The sequence below is a fragment of the Pedobacter sp. T50_32 genome (assembly GCF_057652195.1).
In genome coordinates this window covers 127288-148077 of the sequence record NZ_JBYFBY010000005.1, presented here as the reverse complement: position 1 = coordinate 148077, position 20790 = coordinate 127288, and the positions used below count along the sequence as shown (strand labels likewise).

13 protein-coding genes, 1 tRNA gene and 1 riboswitch are annotated in these 20790 nt (G+C 38.2%); of the genes, 3 read left to right on the top strand and 11 right to left on the bottom strand.

The annotated features are described in order from the left end of the window. Positions 1 to 16: 16 nt before the first annotated feature. The 6 genes from AC23ME_RS15750 to murQ all read right to left on the bottom strand — a co-directional run bounded on the left by AC23ME_RS15750 (position 17) and on the right by murQ (position 8937). Positions 17 to 1507 (bottom strand): glycoside hydrolase family 10-like protein, encoded by a 1491-nt coding sequence (locus AC23ME_RS15750; protein WP_487728735.1) that lies wholly within the window; start codon positions 1505 to 1507, stop codon positions 17 to 19. A 106-nt stretch (positions 1508 to 1613) separates the two neighbouring features. Then, on the bottom strand, positions 1614 to 2567 hold the full coding sequence (locus AC23ME_RS15745; protein WP_487728734.1) for a methylenetetrahydrofolate reductase: 954 nt from the start codon (positions 2565 to 2567) through the stop codon (positions 1614 to 1616). A 70-nt stretch (positions 2568 to 2637) separates the two neighbouring features. Continuing rightward, positions 2638 to 6339, bottom strand: a complete 3702-nt coding sequence (metH, locus tag AC23ME_RS15740) for a methionine synthase (protein ID WP_487728733.1) — start codon at positions 6337 to 6339, stop codon at positions 2638 to 2640. A gap of 105 nt (positions 6340 to 6444) precedes the next feature. Beyond that, positions 6445 to 6548, bottom strand: a riboswitch (SAM riboswitch). A gap of 116 nt (positions 6549 to 6664) precedes the next feature. Next, positions 6665 to 7402 carry a Bax inhibitor-1/YccA family protein gene (locus AC23ME_RS15735; protein WP_487728732.1) on the bottom strand — a complete coding sequence of 246 codons (738 nt, stop codon included), beginning with the start codon at positions 7400 to 7402 and terminating at the stop codon, positions 6665 to 6667. Positions 7403 to 7439: 37 nt separating this feature from the next. Next, positions 7440 to 8006 (bottom strand): hypothetical protein, encoded by a 567-nt coding sequence (locus tag AC23ME_RS15730; protein ID WP_487728731.1) that lies wholly within the window; start codon positions 8004 to 8006, stop codon positions 7440 to 7442. 127 nt (positions 8007 to 8133) lie between these two features. Continuing rightward, positions 8134 to 8937: an N-acetylmuramic acid 6-phosphate etherase gene (gene murQ / locus AC23ME_RS15725; RefSeq protein ID WP_487728730.1), complete on the bottom strand. Its 804-nt coding sequence runs from the start codon at positions 8935 to 8937 to the stop codon at positions 8134 to 8136. A gap of 163 nt (positions 8938 to 9100) precedes the next feature. On the opposite strand from murQ, the gene AC23ME_RS15720 reads away from it, so the two are divergent. Further along, complete coding sequence (locus AC23ME_RS15720; protein WP_487728729.1) at positions 9101 to 10711, top strand: S41 family peptidase; 1611 nt, start codon at positions 9101 to 9103, stop codon at positions 10709 to 10711. Here the strand turns inward: AC23ME_RS15720 and AC23ME_RS15715 are convergent. Further along, positions 10708 to 11625, bottom strand: coding sequence for an alpha/beta hydrolase (locus AC23ME_RS15715; protein WP_487728728.1), 918 nt, complete (start codon positions 11623 to 11625; stop codon positions 10708 to 10710). The genes AC23ME_RS15720 and AC23ME_RS15715 overlap by 4 nt on opposite strands. Before the next feature lie 102 nt (positions 11626 to 11727). Next, a protein-coding gene (gene prfB / locus AC23ME_RS15710; protein ID WP_487728727.1) for a peptide chain release factor 2 occupies positions 11728 to 12802 on the bottom strand; the annotation gives its coding sequence in 2 pieces (ribosomal slippage) (positions 11728 to 12741 and positions 12743 to 12802; 1074 coding nt in all). A gap of 797 nt (positions 12803 to 13599) precedes the next feature. Between prfB and AC23ME_RS15705 the strand changes: the two genes are divergently transcribed. Beyond that, a complete protein-coding gene (locus AC23ME_RS15705; protein WP_487728726.1) occupies positions 13600 to 16314 on the top strand; it encodes an Ig-like domain-containing protein in 2715 nt (904 codons plus the stop codon). Positions 16315 to 16371: 57 nt separating this feature from the next. Here the strand turns inward: AC23ME_RS15705 and AC23ME_RS15700 are convergent. Together AC23ME_RS15700 and AC23ME_RS15695 are read right to left on the bottom strand one after the other, a co-directional pair. Then, a tRNA-Cys gene (locus AC23ME_RS15700) sits at positions 16372 to 16442 on the bottom strand. 147 nt (positions 16443 to 16589) lie between these two features. Next, a complete protein-coding gene (locus AC23ME_RS15695; RefSeq protein WP_487728725.1) occupies positions 16590 to 16751 on the bottom strand; it encodes a hypothetical protein in 162 nt (53 codons plus the stop codon). Positions 16752 to 17019: 268 nt separating this feature from the next. Here AC23ME_RS15695 and AC23ME_RS15690 point away from each other — a divergent pair, with 268 nt between their 5' ends. Further along, the gene (locus AC23ME_RS15690) at positions 17020 to 20343 is read left to right on the top strand and encodes a TraB/GumN family protein (protein ID WP_487728724.1); all 3324 of its coding nucleotides are present in this window, start codon (positions 17020 to 17022) and stop codon (positions 20341 to 20343) included. A gap of 60 nt (positions 20344 to 20403) precedes the next feature. On the opposite strand, the gene AC23ME_RS15685 is transcribed toward AC23ME_RS15690, so the two are convergent. After that, positions 20404 to 20763 (bottom strand): hypothetical protein, encoded by a 360-nt coding sequence (locus AC23ME_RS15685; RefSeq protein ID WP_487728723.1) that lies wholly within the window; start codon positions 20761 to 20763, stop codon positions 20404 to 20406. Positions 20764 to 20790 lie beyond the last annotated feature (27 nt).

Genomic DNA, 20790 nt, shown 5'->3' with positions numbered 1-20790 from the left:
AAATGATGGTATATTTTTAAAGAGAAATCACCTCTCCCTCGCTTTCATTACCTGCTCTATCAACAGCAGTAATTTTAATAGCCTTCAGTTTAGCAGTAGCTTTAGTTTTCGGATTTATTTCTGCCACTTTCGAAACTTGGAAGAAAGTACTCTTTGCATTTAGAGTTCTGTAAGTCCATTTTTCACCATACTGCGTATAAAGCACATATTTGAAAACATCTTTTTCATCTTTTGGCGTCCACTTCACATATATATCAGTACCTCTATCTTCTTGAGATGCTATAGGCGCTTGCGGTGCATTTTTATCTAACCAAGGCGAAACTGGCACTAAAGCTTCTTCTTTATAAGGACCAGCTAGCAAATCATTTCTTAAACTTTCGTGCTTAGTTAAAGCACCAATGCTCCAATGTGCAACACCTGGCGATTTAGGCGTAATTCCTCTAGAAATCATAATTTGGTTGATGATTTCATCGCTGTTTTTTTCGCCACCACCAATGCCGCTATTTAAGCCTGGCCATAAGTGCCTACCTTTGGTATTTTCACTTTCCCACCAGTTTAAAAGCACAGGAAAACTTAGCGGAATATTGTTGATTTGCCAGTACAATTGTGGCATAAAATAATCTATCCAACCTTTATTTAACCATAATTTGGCATCAGCGTAAAGCTTATCATATTGGTCCATTCCTCTGATACTCTCAGGATAACCTGGTCTCCAAATCCCGAAAGGACTGATACCGAATTTCACATGTTTCTTCTCTTTTTTAATCTCTTTGTAAACACGCTCAACAAACTTGTTCACGGCATCTCTACGAAAATCTCCTCTAGATAATTTACCGCCTTTGCTTTGATAAGCAGCATAACTTTCATCATCCGGAAAATCGGCACCGCCATTATATTCAGCATAGGGGTAGAAATAATCATCAAAGTGAACACCATCAATATCGTAACGCTTTACAATATCCTTAACTACTGAGGAAGCCAAATCTTGTGTTCCTTTTTTCGCCGGGTCAAACCACCAATAGCCCTGCTTTAATTTTACCACTAAATCTGGATACTTTTTTACCACAGAAAAATCGCTCACTTCGCCACCAGCGGTATGATGTGCACGATAAGGATTTAACCAAACGTGTAGCTCCATGCCACGCTCATGTGTAGCATTTACCCAAAACTCTAAAGGGTCGTAATACGGACTTGGTGCTTGACCTTGAACTCCAGTCAAATAGTAAGACCAAGGTTCGATTTCACTTTTGTAAAAAGCATCTGCTTGCGGTCTAATTTGGAAAATTACTGCATTAAAATTATTCTTCTGCAACATATCTAACAAAGCAATAGCTTCGTCTTGTTGTTGCTGCGTAGTTAAGTCACGTTTGCTAGGCCAATTAATGTTAGCCACACTAGCAACCCAAGCAGCTCTAAATTCACGCTGTATTTTTGGACCGTTGTTGATTTGGGCCTTGGCCTGCACAGAAGCGCATACTAATAGGATCAGAAGTAATTTTTTAAGCATAGCATTCAGGATGAAATTTATTCAATAATAAAAAAATTATCCCGAAATACCGCAGATGTCCGCAAAAAACATCATCCTGCCGCAAAATTAGTTGCTATCAATCTTTTTAAAATACTGCTTTCGCTATCTCTTTAGTTTGATCTGGTTTACCCATGGTATAAAAATGCAGTACTGGTGCGCCAAACTCAATTAATTCTTTGCATTGCTTAATCATCGCTTCTGTACCTATTGCTTTAGCTTCTGCATTGTTTTTAGCATGCGACAAAGCATCAGTCAACTCATCTGGTAAATCGATATGAAATATTTTAGGCAATACATTCAATTGCGATAAAGTACTGATTGGTTTTAAACCAGGTATAATTGGCACATTAATATCGTTCTCCCTGCATTTTTTAACAAAGTCGAAGTATTTCTGGTTATCGAAGAACATTTGTGTTACGATAAAGCCAGCGCCCATGTCTACTTTCTTTTTTAAGTATTTGAAATCTGTGTTTAGGTTTGGTGCTTCGAAATGTTTCTCTGGATATCCGGCAACGCCGATACAAAAATCACTTTTAAAAGTCTCTACATCCTCATGCAAAAATTTTCCATTGTTGTGGTTTTTAATATGCTCAATTAAATCTGTAGCGTAGCAATGTCCACCTGGGGTTGGCACGAAAGAGCTATCCGCTTTGCGGGCGTCACCCCTCAAAGCCAATACGTTATCAATGCCTAAAAACTGTAAATCAATTAACGCATTTTCCGTTTCCTCTTTTGTAAAACCACCACAAATTAAGTGCGGCACTGCATCAATTTTATATTTATGAATGATAGCTGCACAAATGGCGATAGTTCCAGGGCGCTTGCGATAAGACACTTTCTGCAACAAACCGTTTTCTTGCTCTTTGTATATATAATCTTCTCTTAAGGATGTGACATCTATAAAAGGTGGTTCAAACTCTAAAAGTGGTTCGATGCCTTCGTAAATCCAATCGATGCTTTGACCTTTTACTGGTGGTAAAAGCTCGAATGAGAATAAGGTTTTACCCTTTGCGTTTTTGATGTGTTCTGTTATTTTCATACCCCAAACCCCTAAAGGGGCTTTTTTATTTATTACGTATATGCCCTTCCCTCTTTAGGGGGTCGGGGGGTTAATATGCTAAATTAGGTGCTAACCACCTCTCTACTTCTTCTACCGTTAAATGCTTCCTCAAAGCGTAATCTTCTATCTGCTCCTTACTAATCTTCCCTAATCCAAAATACCTAGACTCAGGATGCGAGAAATAGAAGCCACTTACCGCAGCTGTTGGATACATCGCATAACTTTCGGTAATGTGTAAGCCAATTTTCTCCTCTGCTTCTAATAAGGCAAACAAAGTTCCTTTCTCGGTATGCTCTGGACAAGCAGGATAACCCGGTGCCGGACGAATACCTACATATTGTTCCTTAATCAAATCTTCGTTAGAGAAATGCTCGTCTTTTGCATAACCCCAATAATCTTTACGCACCAGTTCGTGCAACTTTTCTGCAAATGCTTCTGCTAAGCGGTCGGCTAAAGCTTTTACCATGATGCTGTTGTAATCATCAAAGTTTTTCTCGTATTCTGCTACCAATTCATCGCAACCAATACCCGCGGTCAAAGCAAAACCACCGAAATAATCCTTCTTACCGCTGCCTTCTGGTGCAATAAAATCCGACAAAGCATAATATGGTTGACCATCAACTTTTTCGGCCTGTTGGCGTAAAGTATGAATAATTACCCATTCAGAATTACCGTTTTTCAGTTCTGCTGTCTTTGTTAACTGAGAACTTGGAACTGCTAACTGGATATCATCGCCTATGGCTTGTGCTGGCCAAAAACCAAACACAGCTTTTGCTTTTAATAACTTTTCATCTACAATGCGTTTCAACAAAGTTTGAGCATCGTCGAAAAGCTTTTTCGCTTCATCACCAACGTTTTTATCTTCAAAAATTCGTGGATAACTACCACGTAACTCCCATGTATGGAAGAAAGGCGTCCAATCGATGTAAGGAAGTAACTCTTCTAAAGGATAATCTTCCAAAACCTTTGTACCTGTAAATGTTGGAGCAGGAGCAACTTGTGCTAAATCTATTTGGAATTTATTTTCCCTTGCCTCTTCCAAAGTCTTGAAACGCTTATCCGAACGTTTGTTCAAATGCGCTTCACGAGCTTTATCGTATTCGGCTTTGATTTGCGAAATATATCCCTCACGTAATTCGCCATTCATCAAAGTGCTACAAACCGTTACACTTCTAGAAGCATCTAACACGTGAATAGCTGGACCAGAATAATTAGGCGCAATTTTCACTGCTGCATGTATCCTCGAAGTAGTAGCTCCGCCCACAATTAACGGAACTGTAAATCCTTCTCGCTCCATCTCTTTGGCAAAGTGAACCATTTCATCAAGCGATGGTGTGATTAAACCACTTAAACCAATAATATCGGCATTAATCTCTTTGGCTTTTTTAATGATTTCCTGTGCAGGAACCATCACGCCCATATCTACAATTTCGAAGTTATTGCAAGCTAAAACTACGCCTACAATGTTTTTTCCGATATCGTGTACATCGCCTTTTACCGTTGCCAACAAAATCTTTCCTGCTGAAGAGCCCTGTGTAGCATCTGGATTGGCTAATTTCTCTTCCTCTATAAACGGTAATAAATAAGCCACAGCTTTTTTCATTACCCTGGCAGATTTTACCACTTGAGGCAGGAACATTTTTCCAGCGCCGAACAAATCTCCCACAATGTTCATTCCGTCCATTAAAGGACCTTCTATGACTTGAATTGGTCGCGGATATTTCTGGCGGGCTTCTTCTACATCATCATCTAAAAACTCAACGATACCTTTTACCAAGGAATGAGACAAACGCTCTTCAACCGTTCCTTGTCGCCAAGCTTCGTCTTTAACGATAACTTTTCCTTTGTTTTTTACTGTTTCAGCGAACTCAACCAAACGCTCAGTCGCATCGTCTCTACGGTTTAATAGTACGTCTTCAACTCTTTCTAAAAGCTCGGGTTCAATTTCTTGATAAACCTCTAGCATCCCTGCATTTACAATTCCCATATCCAAACCTGCGTGAATGGCATGGTACAAAAATGCCGAGTGCATCGCTTCACGCACAACATTGTTTCCTCTAAATGAGAATGAAATATTGGAAACCCCACCGCTAACTTTAGCGTGAGGTAAATTTTGTTTAATCCAACGGGTAGCTTCAATAAAATCTACCGCATAGTTGTTATGTTCTTCTAAACCTGTTGCTACGGTTAAAATATTAGGGTCAAAAATGATATCCTGTGGAGGAAAACCAATTTCATCAACCAAAATGCGATAACTACGGCTACAGATTTCTATCCTACGATCGTAATTATCTGCCTGACCTTGCTCATCAAATGCCATTACTACAACTGCAGCACCGTAACGCATAATTTTACGGGCATTGGCTTTAAAGGGTTCTTCTCCTTCTTTTAAGGATATGGAGTTAACGATGCCTTTGCCTTGTAAGCATTTCAACCCAGCTTCGATTACCGTCCATTTAGACGAATCGACCATGATAGGCAGCTTGGCAATATCAGGTTCTGAAGCAATTAAATTCAGGAATTTGGTCATTGCCGCTTCCGAATCAATCATCCCCTCATCCATATTTACGTCGATGATTTGTGCACCGCCCTCAACTTGTTGTAGGGCGACGGCTAAAGCAGCTTCATAATCGCCACCTAAAATGAGCTTAGAGAATTTTGGAGAACCTGTGATATTGGTACGCTCACCTACGTTTACAAAAATACTTTCGGGTGTAATGGTTACTGGCTCTAATCCGCTTAACCTTAAATACGGAGCAATAGTCGGTATTTTTCTAGGTTGAGCCGCTGCCGCTTTTTTAGCAATACAGCCAATATGGTCTGGCGTTGTTCCGCAACAACCACCCACTATATTTACAAAGCCCGAAATGATAAAGTCATCTACCAAGTGAGCAGTTTCATGAGGCATTTCATCGTAAGCGCCAAATTCGTTAGGTAAACCCGCATTTGGATAAGCAGAAACATAACAATTTGCTTTTGCAGCCAGTTCCTCGATGTGAGGGCGCATTTCTTTCGCTCCCAAAGCACAGTTAAAACCAATACTCAGAGGATTTGCATGTGCAACAGAATTTAAAAATGCTTCTGCCGTTTGACCAGACAAGGTTCTGCCCGAAGCATCGGTAATGGTACCCGAAATCATGATTTCAAGTTTTTTTCCTACTACTTCTTCATATTCTTTAATGGCAGCAATTGCCACTTTTGCATTTAAAGTATCAAAGATGGTTTCAATTAATAGTACGTCTGAACCGCCATCTACTAAACCTCTAATTTGCTCATAGTAAGCATCAAAAAGTTCTTTGTAAGAGATCGCTCTGAAACCTGGGTCGTTAACATCTGGAGAAAGTGAAAGCGTACGGTTAGTTGGGCCAATTGCACCTGCAACAAAGCATTTCCTATCAGGATTTTGTGCCATGAATTCGGTAGTTGCTTCTTTGGCTATCCTAGCTCCTTCGTAACTTAGCTCGTAACTCAACTCTTCCATTCCATAATCGGCCATGGAAATGCGTTGCGTACTGAAAGTATTCGTTTCAACGATATCAGCCCCTGCTGCTAAATATTCAGTATGGATGGCTTTAATAATATCAGGACGGGTGATGTTCAACAAGTCGTTATTACCTTTTACATCAGAAGGGTGATTGGCAAATCTTTCGCCTCTAAAATCTTCTTCGGTTAGGGTATAACGCTGTATCATGGTACCCATAGCACCATCTATAATTAAAATACGTTTTTCTAGTTCTTCTCTAATGCTCATAACTCGATCCGCGTTTGGCGTTTGGCGAATGAACGCTTATCGCTTGACGCAATACTCAAAATTTATCAGCTTACTCTAAAAGTATCGGAACTGGTATTCCCTTTAAACTTATCTTCTCTCGCCACTGCTGAGATTAGAAATTAGCACCTTGTTGGCACAGGTTGCTAAGACTTCGTTGGGTCTAGTCCCTCCGTCTTTCTTAATAAGCAATGCAAAGGTGCAACATCCGCTTATCATTTCCAAAAATATCAGTAACACAACCAAATAAAATTACAAAGGCCACGCAAAATTGCATGGCCTTCGATATAATATTTTGTTTTTCAGATTATCTTCTGTCTCCGAAAATTCTTAACAGTGATAAGAATAAGTTGATGAATGTAATGTAAAGCGATAAAGCGCCCATTAAAGCTAATTTTTTACTATCAGCTAAAGCGATTTCGTTTCCGTTCTCATCTAATCCTTCGCCTATTCTTTTAATCTCTTGTACTTTGTAAGCAGTTAAAGCAGTGAACACTGCCACGCCAATAAAGCCTAAAATGTAGCCTAAAGTATCGCTACCTATAAAGAAGTTGATTAAACTCACGACAACCAAGCCAATTACAGCAGCCATCAAGATAGGTCCAAATCTACTTAAATCTACATCTGTAGTGTAACCCATTACCGCCATTACCGCGAATATAATTGCTGCCGCTACGAAACATATTGCTATAGATGCTGCTGTATAGATTAGCAAAACAAAGCCTAACATCACACCAGTTAGTATAGAGTACAATAAGAAAATACCTACTAATGCTGGATATGACAATCTTTGCATTGCTGCTCCCATGATCATCACCAAACCAAGTGGTGCGAATATAGCAATGTAACCTAGTGCTGTAAATCCTCTATCACCCACTAGCATTGATAAGATACCTGGAGAATTAACTAATACAAATGCAGAAACACTTGATACAGCCAAGGCCACAAACATCCACATGAAAACGTTAGCAAAGAATTTTTTTGAAGCAGAACGCTGTTGCACAAAAACTGAGTCGTTCTGATATTGATAATTTTGTTGTTCCATTGTTAATTTAAATTGGTTAACGGATAAAAATACAATTTTAGTTTAATCTTTTTGTCAGCAGTTCCTCAACTTTTTTGTAAAACTGTAGTGGCTTAAGCTTTCGCCAATGTAATTCGTCCAGTTCACCGCCAAAGTTAATATAGTAATCTAAGCTGTTATCTCTAAATTCTTTAATTACATGCTCGTTAAAATTGATACCTGCAATCCAACCATCCTCTACATCTTGAAACCATTCTTCGTAATAGCTATCGTCTGATGCGTGGAAGTTTAAAACGTTCTCGCCTATAAGGATAAATTTATTGATGCCCTCATCAATCATGAGTTCTAAAATCTCACGCTTTAAAGTCATAATATCGTTATTGATAGTATCATTCCATTCGCCCATTAATTCGATGATGGCGTATTGCCTATCATAATCGGCATACAGTACTTTAATGTAAAGGGTATTTGAACCAAAGGCATCCCACTGGGGATGAATAAGAAAATTGTAGAGTTGCTTATCGTAGTAAAATTCCGAGTATTCGGTTTCGTAAAAAGGAGAACGCTCATCTTCAGCAGCAATATAATCGTTCCTCCACTGATAATATGGTTCTATCTCGTGCATAAAACAAATTTACGATTTTATCCTGTACACACGAGAGCTAAAAAGATTAAAAAAAGAAAGCCACAGATGCACAAATTTTTCAACTTCTAAATCTGTGCATCTGCGGCTAATATTATAGTTAGCGAACTTACTTGCTTGCTTCTACAGCTTTTCGAACGCTTCCGTATTTAATCAAAAGCTCAGCGGCCTGTGCTTCGTCGATGTTTAATTCTTCCATCACCATGTGGGTACCTCTATCTACTAATTTGTGGTTAGTTAGTTGCATATCCACCATTTTATTTCCTTTTACACGCCCAAGCTGGATCATTACTGTTGTGCTTAACATATTTAGCACTAATTTTTGCGCAGTACCAGATTTCATACGGGTAGAACCTGTTAAGAACTCTGGACCTACTACTACTTCCACTGGAAAATCAGACTCGGCCACCACTGGACCGCCTTCATTACAAATGATACAGCCAGTTAGCACGCCATGCTGACGAGCAGTATTTAAACCACCAACCACATAAGGTGTAGTGCCTGACGCAGCCAAACCTACTAGACTATCTTTTTCGTTAATATCGTACTCCTGTAAATCTTTCCAAGCTTGTACAGCGTCGTCTTCTGCAAACTCTACCGCTTTGCGAATAGCGGTATCGCCACCAGCAATAATACCTACCACCCAGTCAAATGGCACACCAAAAGTTGGAGGACATTCAGAAGCATCTACCACACCTAAACGACCACTAGTGCCAGCACCAATGTAGAATAACCTACCACCCTTTTTCATGCGTTCGGCTACAGCTGTAGCTAATTTTTCGATTTGAGGTAAAGCTTTTTCAACAGCTTGAGGAACTAATTTATCCTCGTTGTTAATGCCTTCTAAAACTTCCATTACAGACATTTTATCGATGTCTTTATATTTCGATTCCTGCTCGGTTACTCTTTTCATTTAAATGATTTGATTCGTTACACTCCTACAAATTTGCAAAAAACCGCAATTTATTGCAAGAGTTTTCAAATATCGGCATAAATTTTTAAAAAACTAAATTGTAATTTATTCGTTCTTTTATACAGAGAAGCTAATTTTTAGTAACTTTGCCTTAACTAAACTAATGAAAAAAAGTACCCGTCTCAACTTATTGATTGCGTTAGCCTATTGCGTAACGTTAATTGGGGGCATGTTTTTGGGTTACAAATTCTTAAAAGACCAAGGTTTTCAGGTTCAAAAAGACGTTAAATACGCTAATACTGAAGAAGAAAAGGTTGAAGACATCATCCATTTAATAAAAAAAAAATATGTTGATGACATTAATGCCGACAACTTAAAACACTTGCCCATTGATAGTCTTTTGCATCAACTAGATCCGCACAGTGCTTATTTACCTCCTACCGAAGCTTTTGAACTTTCTGAGGCTTTAGAAGGCAACTTCGAGGGGGTTGGCGTTGAGTATTACATCCTTAACGATACTTTATTGGTTACGAACGTAGTAAAAGACGGCCCAGCATTTTTAAGCGGACTTAAGCAAGGCGATAAAATTCTCAAAGTAGACACCACTGTAGTAAGCGGGCGTATGTTACCTCGATCGCAAATGATGGGCAGGATAAAAGGCAAAAAAGGCACTTCTGTTCAGTTAACTGTTTTACATCCTGGCACCAGCACACCTGTAACCTTAAATGTGAAACGTGGTAAAGTTGAAGTGAGCAGTATTGACGCGGCTTACATGATCAACCAAGAAACAGCTTACATCAGGATTGGTAAATTTGGTGCTACTACCGACACGGATTTCGGCAATGCTGTAAAAAACCTTAAGGCAAAAGGCATGAAAAAAATGGTTTTAGATTTAAGAGATAATGGCGGTGGCTATCTTACCGCAGCTACTTCTTTAGCTAACCAGTTTTTCCCAGAGAATAAATTAATTGTGTACACACAAGGCAAACACGATCCACGTACCGACTATTTTACTACAGGCGGCGGAGAATTTGAGCAAGGTAAGTTGGCTGTACTCATCAACGAAAATTCAGCTTCGGCAAGTGAAATTTTTGCTGGTGCAATACAAGATTTAAACAGAGGTGTGATTATTGGTCGCCGTTCTTTTGGCAAGGGCTTAGTGCAAGAGCAGTTTGCTTTTGAAGATGGATCGGCAGTTAATTTAACCATTGCCCGTTACTATACCCCATCTGGAAGAAGCATCCAGAAACCATATAAAAAGGGTTATAAAGCTTATCAGCAAGAAATAGAAGACCGCTTAAACAATGGCGAATTGACTGCAGAATCTGAAAAGGCAGACAGCTTGTTGAGTAATATGCCTTACATCACAAAAGATGGAAAGAAAGTTTTTGCGGGTGGCGGTATCCAGCCAGATATTTATGTTAAGCTAGATACCATAGGCTATAATAAGTTTTATGCTACTTTACTTCAGAAAAAAGTATTCATCGACTTTGTTTTTGAAACTTTAGCGGACAGATATACATCTGACTATCTCAACAAAACCGTTAATGCTTTCAACATTTCGGATAGAGATTATGTAGATTTCTTGAAATTCGTAGAAAGCAGAAAAATCGCTATCGACACGAAACAACTCATTCCGGCCAAGCCATTGATCTATAAAAACTTAAAATTAATGCTTTACAAGTATTATTTAGGTGATAGTGGCTATTTCAAAGCGCATAACCAAAGCGACCCGATGATTAAACAGGCGCTAGGTTATTTGGCATCAAATTAATTTAGTTTATTAGCCTGCAACCAGTTTTTTAGGCGTTCAAACCAATCATCTTTTGTGGTTTTATTATTTAACCCAAAACCATGACCACCCTCTTGGTAAACATGTAATTCTGCTGGCACACTGTTTTTAACTAATGCCTCATTATATCTTAAACTGTTTTGAACAGGCACAGTTTTATCGTTATTAGCATGTACTAAAAAAGTTGGTGGCGTTTGCGCACTAACCTGTCTTTCTGAAGAGAAATATTTTCTTTGATCTTCTGTAGGGTTTTCGCCCAATAGGTTTTTTACCGAACCTGCATGGGTGTACTGTCCGAAAGTAATTACTGGATAAATCAGTATAGAGAAACTAGGCTTTAGGCTAATATTCTCCTCATTTTCAATCTTCATGTCTGCAAAATGAGTACTTGCTGTAGAAGCCAAATGACCACCAGCAGAGAAACCCATGATACCAACTTTGTTAGGATCTATAGCAAAAGACGCTGCATTCTTCCGAACCAAATAAATGGCTTGCAGTGCATCCTGTAACGGGCCAGCACTTTTATCTTTCATAATCAAATCACTTGGCAAACGGTACTTCAACACAAAAGCAGTTATTCCGATCTGTTGAAATTTCTTGGCTACATCGTGTCCTTCTTTATCTATAGCCAAAATGCCATAGCCACCACCCGGACAAATAATCACAGCTGCACCGTTCGGTTTTGAGGCCTGATATACATACAACTTTGGATTAGTGACTTTACTTATCCTAACCACTTTATCTTCACGAGTTAAGGTTTCCTCTAGGTAATCAGCTGGGGCAGCTTTTGCACCTGGAATAGCACCTCCATATAATGATATTGCTTGTTGGGCATTTGCACTTGCTACAGAAAAAATAAGGAAAGTTAAAAGTCCTAAAGCTTTATATTGTCTCATTGCTTAATTGTTGTATTGTTCGCATCAAATCTTAAAAATCAACATTTATTTATAATTATCAAACTATTACTGATAACTGGCAACTAAAAGCTGATAACTGAATTAAAATTCCATCAAATAAGCTTTTAAAAACTCATTGATCTCGCCGTTCAACACCGCATCTGGATTTGAAGTTTGATAATTGGTTCTATGGTCTTTCACACGTCTATCATCTAACACATAACTCCTAATTTGCGAACCCCATTCAATTTTCATTTTGCTACCTTCTATCGCAGCTGTAGCTTCCATACGTTTACGCATCTCAATTTCATACAACTGAGACTTCAATAAACGAATAGCATTTTCTTTATTTTGCAATTGCGAACGTGACTCTTGGTTCTTAATGATGATACCCGATGGCTTGTGATACAAACGCACCGCAGTTTCCACCTTATTTACGTTCTGTCCACCAGCACCGCCAGCTCTAAAAGTTTCAAACTCTATATCCGCAGGGTTTACATCAATGGTTATGGTATCATCTACTAAAGGGTAAACATACACCGACGCAAAAGAAGTATGGCGACGGGCATTAGAATCGAAAGGAGAAATACGCACCAAACGATGCACCCCATTTTCGCCCTTCAAATATCCGTAAGCAAACTCACCAGTAATTTCTAAAGTTACGGTTTTTACACCAGCAACCTCCCCTTCCTGATAGTCTTGTTCGCTCACTTTATAGCCATTTTTTTCCGCCCACATCAAATACATCCGCATCAGCATGCTTGCCCAATCGCAACTTTCGGTACCACCGGCACCAGCGGTAATTTGCAGAACAGCATTCAGTTGGTCTTCCTTGCTACTCAACATATTTTTCAGTTCCAGCTCTTCAACAGCCTTTAACGCTAACTGAAATTGTTCTTCCACTTCCTCTTCGGTAGCATCGCCACTTTGCTGAAAATCATAAAGCACAGCCGTGTCCTCACAAGCCGCATTAGCTTGCGCAAAACCTTCTGTCCATTTCTTTTTACTGCTTATTTGAGCCAAAACTTGCTCTGCTTTTTTCGGATTGTCCCAAAAATTGGGATCCAGCGTAATTTTCTCTTCCTCGCCTATTTGGTATAAAAGCTCATCAACGTCAAAGATACCCCCTCAGAGACACTAATCTATCTCTTAAATCCTGCAACTGTTCTTTAGTCATAACCACAAATATAGCAATTTGCCGTTAAATCATCGGCAGATCTGCCATCACAAGAGTTGAGCTCATCATTAATTTAGAACAGCAAAGTCATTGCTACTATCAACATCCGTCCCGCTGTACATTCCAACTCCTCCCCTCGTTACACTCGGGTTGTGGGGTTTCCATTGCCATCGGGTGTAGCTAAGAAATTTTGAGGCATTATGTAAGCCCTTCAGGCTATTTAACGTTGATGCAGAAACCCAATGCGATGCATTGGATTTAAAATATATTTCCCTTTCAGGGAAGCCAAATTTAGTCTTAGGTTTTGATCATCTTAAAAAACTCAACTATAATCAAAGACTGAAGGTCTTTAGATATCGTAGCCAAAGCTGACAGCTTTGGCTATTGCACAATTGTTAGGCAACCGCCCTGAAAGGGCAGTATCATTTCTACAATATATATGTGTAGCAGTAATGCGAAAAAAGTATAAAATCACAAATCCGTCTATTATTCAAGTAAATTTTACGATCTTAACTTCGGTTAATCGATAAAAGCAAGGTCTTGCAATTATAATTATCATTGAATCTAAGAAGACTCTCATTCAGAGCCTAAATTCACTATCGTCTGGCATTAGCCGACGGAAATAGCAATTCATTTTCTGGACTTTAGCCACATTTAAAATAAACAATCACAACCAACATTAGCCAGCCGATTAATGTAAAATTTTGTTAAACTTTAGATACAATTCCCCGTCCTTAAGCAATAAACCATATATTTAAAGCTCTAATATTCGCTTTGTACCAGCAAATTGTGATTAAATGAAATTTACGAAGATACTACTCCTATTTATTTGTCTTGGCTTTACATCGGCCTATGCCCAACAAGATACCGTTACGCTAAATAATATCATTAACAAAACAAAGCGTCTTTCTGAAGAGCAGCCGCTAGAAAAAGTATATCTACATTTCGACAAACCTTATTACGCTGTAGCAGACACAGCTTGGTTTAAAGCTTATGTAACTACACAAAATAATATTCCATCGCCGTTAAGCAAAATTGTTTACGTAGAAATGTACAATTCCGTAGACTCGCTGATACAGACCGTAAAACTCCCTGTAAAAAATAGTGTTGCGTATGGGCATATCCCATTGCCGATGAATACCTACAAGCAAGGCAATTATTACGTTAGGGCTTACACATTATGGATGTTAAATTTCGATCCAGATTATTTCTTCTCAAAAAACATCCTCATTGGCGAAGCGATAGACAAGCAACTCATTACAAATGCCAACCTAACAAATGCAAGTGCAGACAAAGCCATCAAAACCACTGCACGCATTCAATTTAAAGACATCAATAAAAAACCTTTAGCCAACAAGACCGTAAATTGGAGGGTATTTCATAACTACGATGTATTTACCAGAGGCCGCGGAACTACCGATGCCAATGGTTATTTAACCGTGGTAGTAACCAGCAAACCAGGAGATCCAATTAAAAAAGGAACTTTAGTTGCCGATGTAAGCATAGCCGATAAAGAATTGGCCAGTGCAAGTTTCAACATTAGGCAAAACGATAATGGTATAGACTTTCAGCTGTTTCCAGAAGGTGGAGAACTCATTGTGGGTATCCCCAACCAAATTGGCTTTAAAGCTGTAAAACCAAACGGACTTGGAGCTGATGTTAAAGGAAGTATTCTAGATGACCAAAATGCAGAGGTTGCTACATTCAGTTCTACTTTTGCAGGAATTGGAAGTGTATTTCTGTCTCCAGAAGCAAGCAAAAACTACAAAGTGAAATACACCGCTGGTGGTGTCACCAAAACGGTAGATCTGCCAAAAGCTAAAGACGGCATTACGCTACAGGCAAATAATCCTACAGCAACAGATTTCATCAACCTACGCATCTTAGCAAGTGCTGCTTTTTTCGAGGCAAATAAAGAAAAAGCTTTTTATCTAGTTGGCCAGAGTGGCAATTCTATTGCATATGGCGCACAGCTGAACCTAAAAAACCAAGTGATTACAGCAAAAATTCCGAAGACAAACTTCCCTTCTGGTATTGCACAACTCACTTTATTTAACGAAAAAAGCGAACCAATTAGCGAGCGCTTAGTGTTTGTATTGCATAAAGACGCAATGAATTTGAGTTTAAAGGCAGATTTACCAACTTACAAACCTCGCCAAAAGGTAAAACTTACCTTAGATGCAAAAGGCAAAGAGGCGCCAGTAGTGGGCGATTTTTCTGTAACCGTCACCGATGAAACCAAAGTTCCTGTAGATGAAAATAGCGAAACTACCATTTTAAGCTCTTTATTGCTTACTTCGGACTTGAAAGGCTACGTGGAGAAACCAAATTACTATTTCAATAAAACGGATGAGAAGAAATTATTGGATTTAGATCGTTTGATGCTAACGCAAGGCTATAGAAGATTTGCTTACAAAGAAATTTTAGCTGGTCGTTATCCAAAAATATTTTTATTACCAGAGCAAGGCATCAGCATTTCGGGAACATTGAGAGATCTTACAGGAATGCCAATTAGAAAAGGTGTGATGAGAATGATGGTAACAGGCAAACCTATTTCAAAGGAAATTACCACAAGTAACGTTGGTGTATTTAGTTTTAAAGACTTGGTATTTCCAGATTCTGCGCAAGTGGTGATTACAGCTCGTTCTAACCCTAACTATAATAACCTAATGATTATGTTAGATGGTACGCCAAGCGCTGGAAGAGGAGTGAATTTACATGCAGCAGATGAAGTAGAAAATATTGATACAGCAATGGCTTCATACTTGAACAATAGTCAAAAGCAATATCGTTTTATGCGAACTTTAAAAACGGTAGAAATTAAAGGAGCAGCGGTAAAAAGGCCAAGCCATTCAGATCATCCAGCATTGGCAGGTTTAAGCCAAATTCCTGATAGGTTTATTGATGGAAAAAATTTAGAAGGCTGTAATTTACTTCTAGAATGCTTAAAAGTACAAGCCCCAAGCTTTACCTACGATTTCAACGAACAGAAATTCTACATTACCAGAGATTATAACCAAGGTGGACGAACTCCTGCTGCTATTTTCTTAAACGGAATGTTTGTAGATGCTAATGCTATTAATACCGTGGCGGCGACAGATGTAGAGTCTATCGAAATCTTCTTGAACGATCCACTTGGAACGGTTGACAGAATGCACAACACCCGCGGGGTAATTGTGATCAATTCTAAAAAAATCCCTAAGGGCGAAAAAATTTCTAAGCAAGATTTCTTGAATATGATACCGAAAAAATATGAAGTGAAATATTCGCCAATGGGTTATAGCAAAGAGAGAGAATTTTATTCACCTAAGTATGCGCCTAATGCTCCAGTAACAAGTAACGATTTAAGAACTACTATTTATTGGAACCCTAAATTAGTTACCGACGAGAAAGGAAATATCAGCTTCGAGTTTAACAACGCTGATGGCAAGGGAAATTACAAAGCCGTAGTAGAAGGTATAGATAAAGATGGAAATGTGGGAAGAACGGTGTTGCGATATACGGTGAAGTAATACAAATGAAATTTAAAAAAAGGAAATGCAATTAGCGTTTCCTTTTTTTATGATTAGACGTCAAGGACGGATTCGAACCGCCGTAAAGGGTTTTGCAGACCCACACCTAACCGCTCGGCCACATGACTGTAATGCTTAAAATAAACCGAGATGCTAGCTGCACCCCGGTTTTAGGTTTAGTTAGTTAATAAGCGTAGTGGCCCAGCAATGGATTCGAACCATCATCAGAAGTTTATGAGACTCCCACCTCCCTGTCGGTCAACTGGCTGTATATTTTAAACCGTTCTCAACTTCAAAAAATCTTGAAGCGCTTCTTGCTCTTCCTTTATCTTCCTTAACTGGTCTTCCTCTGGGAAAAACTTTTCTTCATCATTCATAAATGGATTGCTATATATCGGATATTCTGCAATTGCTGGAAATTCTAGATAAATCGACATAACCAAATAAATAAGGACAAAGCCAGTAAACGTTAAAACTTAAATCAAATGTAGGAAGAAAATAAAAGACTACCAAATTAGTAGTCTTTTATTTTCATTTAATTTTTCTAAATACTTAAGTTGCTTTCTTTTTCTATCTTAGAAGAACTAAAAAAACCATCTAATGACAAATTCTCTGACGCTTAAACCTAGGCAATTCATTTTATGCCTAATACTATTTCTATGCAGCCAAACTTTTAGTAGCAAAGCCCAAAACCAAGTCTACGAAATGCTTTGGAAAATAAGCGGTAAAAATTTAAAACAACCTTCTTATCTCTTTGGCAGCATACATGTAAAGGATAAAAAAGTATTCAATTTTAGCGATTCTGTAATGCGTTCTATCGCAAAGAGTTCAGCATTTGTTTTAGAGTTAGATCCCGATTCGATGTTAACGCATCTTTATGATGAAACAAAAGCGGGCACGATGAAGGTACATTTAAGCGATGAACAAAGAGCAATAGTTGCAAAGAAATATCAGGAAAGACATGGTTTAGAAGCAGATGAGACACAATTAAATAACCCGCTATTTATTTCTACAATAATGAGACCCAATGTAGAAAACAGCGATGACATGAACACTTTCTTAGATGCATATCTATATGGCATAGCCAAAACGGAAGGCAAAAAAATATTTGGATTAGAAAAAGTAGAAGATCAAACAGAAACCTATCTCAAGGATCCAGAAAAAATTAATGAGCTTTTTGATTTGGATGAAGACTTTTCCAATATAGAGTTTAAGAAACTTGTAAACCTTTATGCCGAAGGAAACCTAAAAGGAATAGAAAACTATGCCAATGACTATCTTGATGAGACATTAAACAAACGTAACCTTGTAATGCTTAATGGCATTTTAGAACTCTTAAAAAAGGAAACGCTTTTTGTTTGTGTAGGCATTGCGCATTTACCTGGTCAAAATGGTTTGATAGAGCTACTTAAAAAACAGGGTTATCAAGTTACATTAGAGCCTGCATCGTATACTGGCGTAGCTAAAAAATATACAATTAATCCGAAGAAGTTTTCATGGTACAAACACGAAACGCCAGAGTACAGTATTTCGTTTCCATCGGCACCTGTAACGGTAAATAAAACTATCGAAATGCGCATGACTTACTTGCCAGATCTGATGAGTGGACTGTCGTTTGGGGTAATCTCTGCTTATACACCCCAGAGAAGTAGCGGACCTCCACTCGACACCCTCGCTAATTTTATGGCCGACAGATCAAAATCAGTGATATCTAGCAAGAAAAATATCCTTAAAAACGGCATACAGATATTGGAGTTCGCCACCGAAAAAGATGGCAAAAAGGCGTTATCGAGAGTATTTCATCAAAACAACTACTTCTACATACTTACTATAGAGCAAATACATAAAGAAACCGATTCGGCCTATTTCAATTTGTTCTTCGATTCCTTTAATTCAAAAAAACCAGCTAGTTCTGGCAAATGGGTAGTGAACAAATACGACACAGAAGCTTATTCAATTAGCACTCCTGTAGCCCCTCAAGCGCACGAAGTAGATACCCAAGATCCCGCATCAAAAAGAAACGTTAAAGTAAGCATGTTCGTAGCACCAGATTTTGCCAACAATGTAAACTATATCTACAGGTGTAGTGATTTCCCCGAGGGCTACTATATGGCAGATAGAGCCACTGCGTTTAATTCCATCATTAACCAAACGGGAAGCAAAGGTGAAATGGTAGGCGAACCTCGTGTGATTTTTAAAGATGGTTATGAAGGTAGAGCACTGGATGTGATTGTATCTAATACATACATGGAATTTAGAACTTATTTTAAAGGTAATAGGCAATACTTTATGCTTCGTCAAAACCTATCTGGACCAGAAAAACCTGCAGACGACGAGTTTTTTGATTCATTTCAATTGCTACCGTACCAAAATACCAAGCCAACCGATTTTACCGTAAAAAACATTACCAACTCTTGGCCTGGTAAACCAAACCCTGCTCCAAAAGAAAACGACAATGAGGAGGATGAGGATATTACAAAGCATTTTTTGGATATTCCACTCACCTATCAGCATACCAATAAAAATACCGGTGGTATGTACATGTTAGAGTATTCTGAATTAAGCAAGTACTACCGTAGTCCGTCTGCAGATTCTTTGTATAGTTTCTTTGCCAACCAATTACGTGATAGCATGATAGAAATAGCTGAAAAAGACTTTAGCATTGGCGCTATTCATGGAAAGGAAATTATGGGAATTGATACTTTGAGTGGCAACATGAAGAAATCTAGAATTTGGCTGCAAGACAAAAACATGGTGTTACTACAACTCACCAGCACTAAAGATGAGGTGGAAAGCAGTATTGGCCAAGCCTTTTTTAATGATACCAAAACCACTGGAAAGCCATTTTCATTTGACCTAAAATCGTCAAAAGCAGATTTAATTATCAGAGATTTAAAAAGTATAGACACTACTACTCAAAAACAGGCTAAAGGAGCATTAAGCTTTTATAATTTCGATAAAGATGAGCTACCGCTTTTATATCAAGGGATAAAACATAATTATGCTGATGACACCACCGCTTACGGTACAAAAGGACTTTTGATAAGTCAGTTAAAAAATTTGAAGGATAAAACTGCTATTCCGCTATTAAAAACCACTTACCAAGACATCAAAAACGGTGATGAACTTAGAGCAAAAGTATTGACAGAAATTCCACTAATAGACTCTACCCAGTACGATTGGTACGTAAATGAATTACAAAAAGCAAAGCTAAAATTAAAAAGCAATTGGACTTTATTCGAGCCGCTATCCGATTCATTAACTTATGTGACTAATCATTTTGAAGCATTCTTGACTTTGCTAGACCGTAATGACTACCGTAAAAACATATTGTCGATAGTATCGGATTTAGTTGAGGCAGACAGTATTCCAGCTTACAAAGAACTAATTACAAAGAATGTAAAATCGCTTACAAAATATGCGCTGGCTGATTTGGAGGAAGATATTGAATTACTGAAAACACAAGCCTATCCAAACACAGCTTATCAATACCTTTATTCGCTACCAAAATTGGATAATGCGCTTACCGACAAGTTTACAAACAAAATTATTGGTTTATCAGACACCATTGGTTATTTAAAAACCAGGGCTGTTGAAGTAAGAATAAAACAGAAATTACTGATTCCTAAACAAGTTTTGGCTTCACAGTTAGACTCCCTAAGTAGTAGACATGCAATTATGTTAGCTTATAATGAAATTGGCGAATTGGATAAAGTGCCTGCTAAATATAAAGAGCCTACAGAATTTGGCAAATTACTATTACATTATTACGCTAGCGAAGATTATGAGCTTAAAAACATCAATCTTCTGGGCGAAATTGAACAAGAAAATCAGATCTATTATGTTTATAGTTTTGAATCCGTTGATGATGAAGACAAAGTAAAATATATTGGTGTGGCGGGTGCTTTCGATAAAAACAAGAAAACCATCGATTTTGAAAAGCAACTTGGATACTCCAATTTCGAAGTATTAGAAACTGATTGGAAAAAGCAGGCAAAAGTGCTAATTGAGCAGTTAAGCGAAGACTAAAACTACATAGTTATTTGAAGCCGTTAAAAGTATACACCTTTTAACGGCTTCTTATTTTGATTATTTTAAAGCAGTTTTCACATTCGCAGCCATAGCATCAAAGTACTTTAGCCCGTTCCTGTTGTTTTTCCCCAGCAGCATTTCCATTTCCAATTTACCAGGATTGTACCGCAGATAGAAAACTGTACCGTTTGTTAAGGCAACTTCCTTACCATCGCTTACCGATTTTGTTAGTAGCAAACTATCTTGGTTTTGAAAGGCAGTTTTTAATACCTGCATTACCTTATCGTCTTTCCTTTTAGGGTACTCTGCTACCAATTCGTAGCGCTCTTTAGTTTTATTCACCTTTATTGAGGTTCCACCTTTATTGCAGGCTATTGTTGTAATAGCTAGCGCAATGAGTAATAATATTTTTTTCATCCGTATTTAATTTGATCTTCAATGGTG

Bases quoted from the DNA above. Each gene is read 5' to 3' on its own strand.
- AC23ME_RS15750 (WP_487728735.1), bottom strand. From the start codon at position 1,507: ATGCTTAAAAAATTACTTCTGATCCTATTAGTATGCGCTTCTGTGCAG.
- AC23ME_RS15745 (WP_487728734.1), bottom strand. From the start codon at position 2,567: ATGAAAATAACAGAACACATCAAAAACGCAAAGGGTAAAACCTTATTC.
- metH (WP_487728733.1), bottom strand. From the start codon at position 6,339: ATGAGCATTAGAGAAGAACTAGAAAAACGTATTTTAATTATAGATGGT.
- AC23ME_RS15735 (WP_487728732.1), bottom strand. From the start codon at position 7,402: ATGGAACAACAAAATTATCAATATCAGAACGACTCAGTTTTTGTGCAA.
- AC23ME_RS15730 (WP_487728731.1), bottom strand. From the start codon at position 8,006: ATGCACGAGATAGAACCATATTATCAGTGGAGGAACGATTATATTGCT.
- murQ (WP_487728730.1), bottom strand. From the start codon at position 8,937: ATGAAAAGAGTAACCGAGCAGGAATCGAAATATAAAGACATCGATAAA.
- AC23ME_RS15720 (WP_487728729.1), top strand. From the start codon at position 9,101: ATGAAAAAAAGTACCCGTCTCAACTTATTGATTGCGTTAGCCTATTGC.
- AC23ME_RS15715 (WP_487728728.1), bottom strand. From the start codon at position 11,625: ATGAGACAATATAAAGCTTTAGGACTTTTAACTTTCCTTATTTTTTCT.
- AC23ME_RS15705 (WP_487728726.1), top strand. From the start codon at position 13,600: ATGAAATTTACGAAGATACTACTCCTATTTATTTGTCTTGGCTTTACA.
- AC23ME_RS15695 (WP_487728725.1), bottom strand. From the start codon at position 16,751: ATGTCGATTTATCTAGAATTTCCAGCAATTGCAGAATATCCGATATAT.
- AC23ME_RS15690 (WP_487728724.1), top strand. From the start codon at position 17,020: ATGCTTTGGAAAATAAGCGGTAAAAATTTAAAACAACCTTCTTATCTC.
- AC23ME_RS15685 (WP_487728723.1), bottom strand. From the start codon at position 20,763: ATGAAAAAAATATTATTACTCATTGCGCTAGCTATTACAACAATAGCC.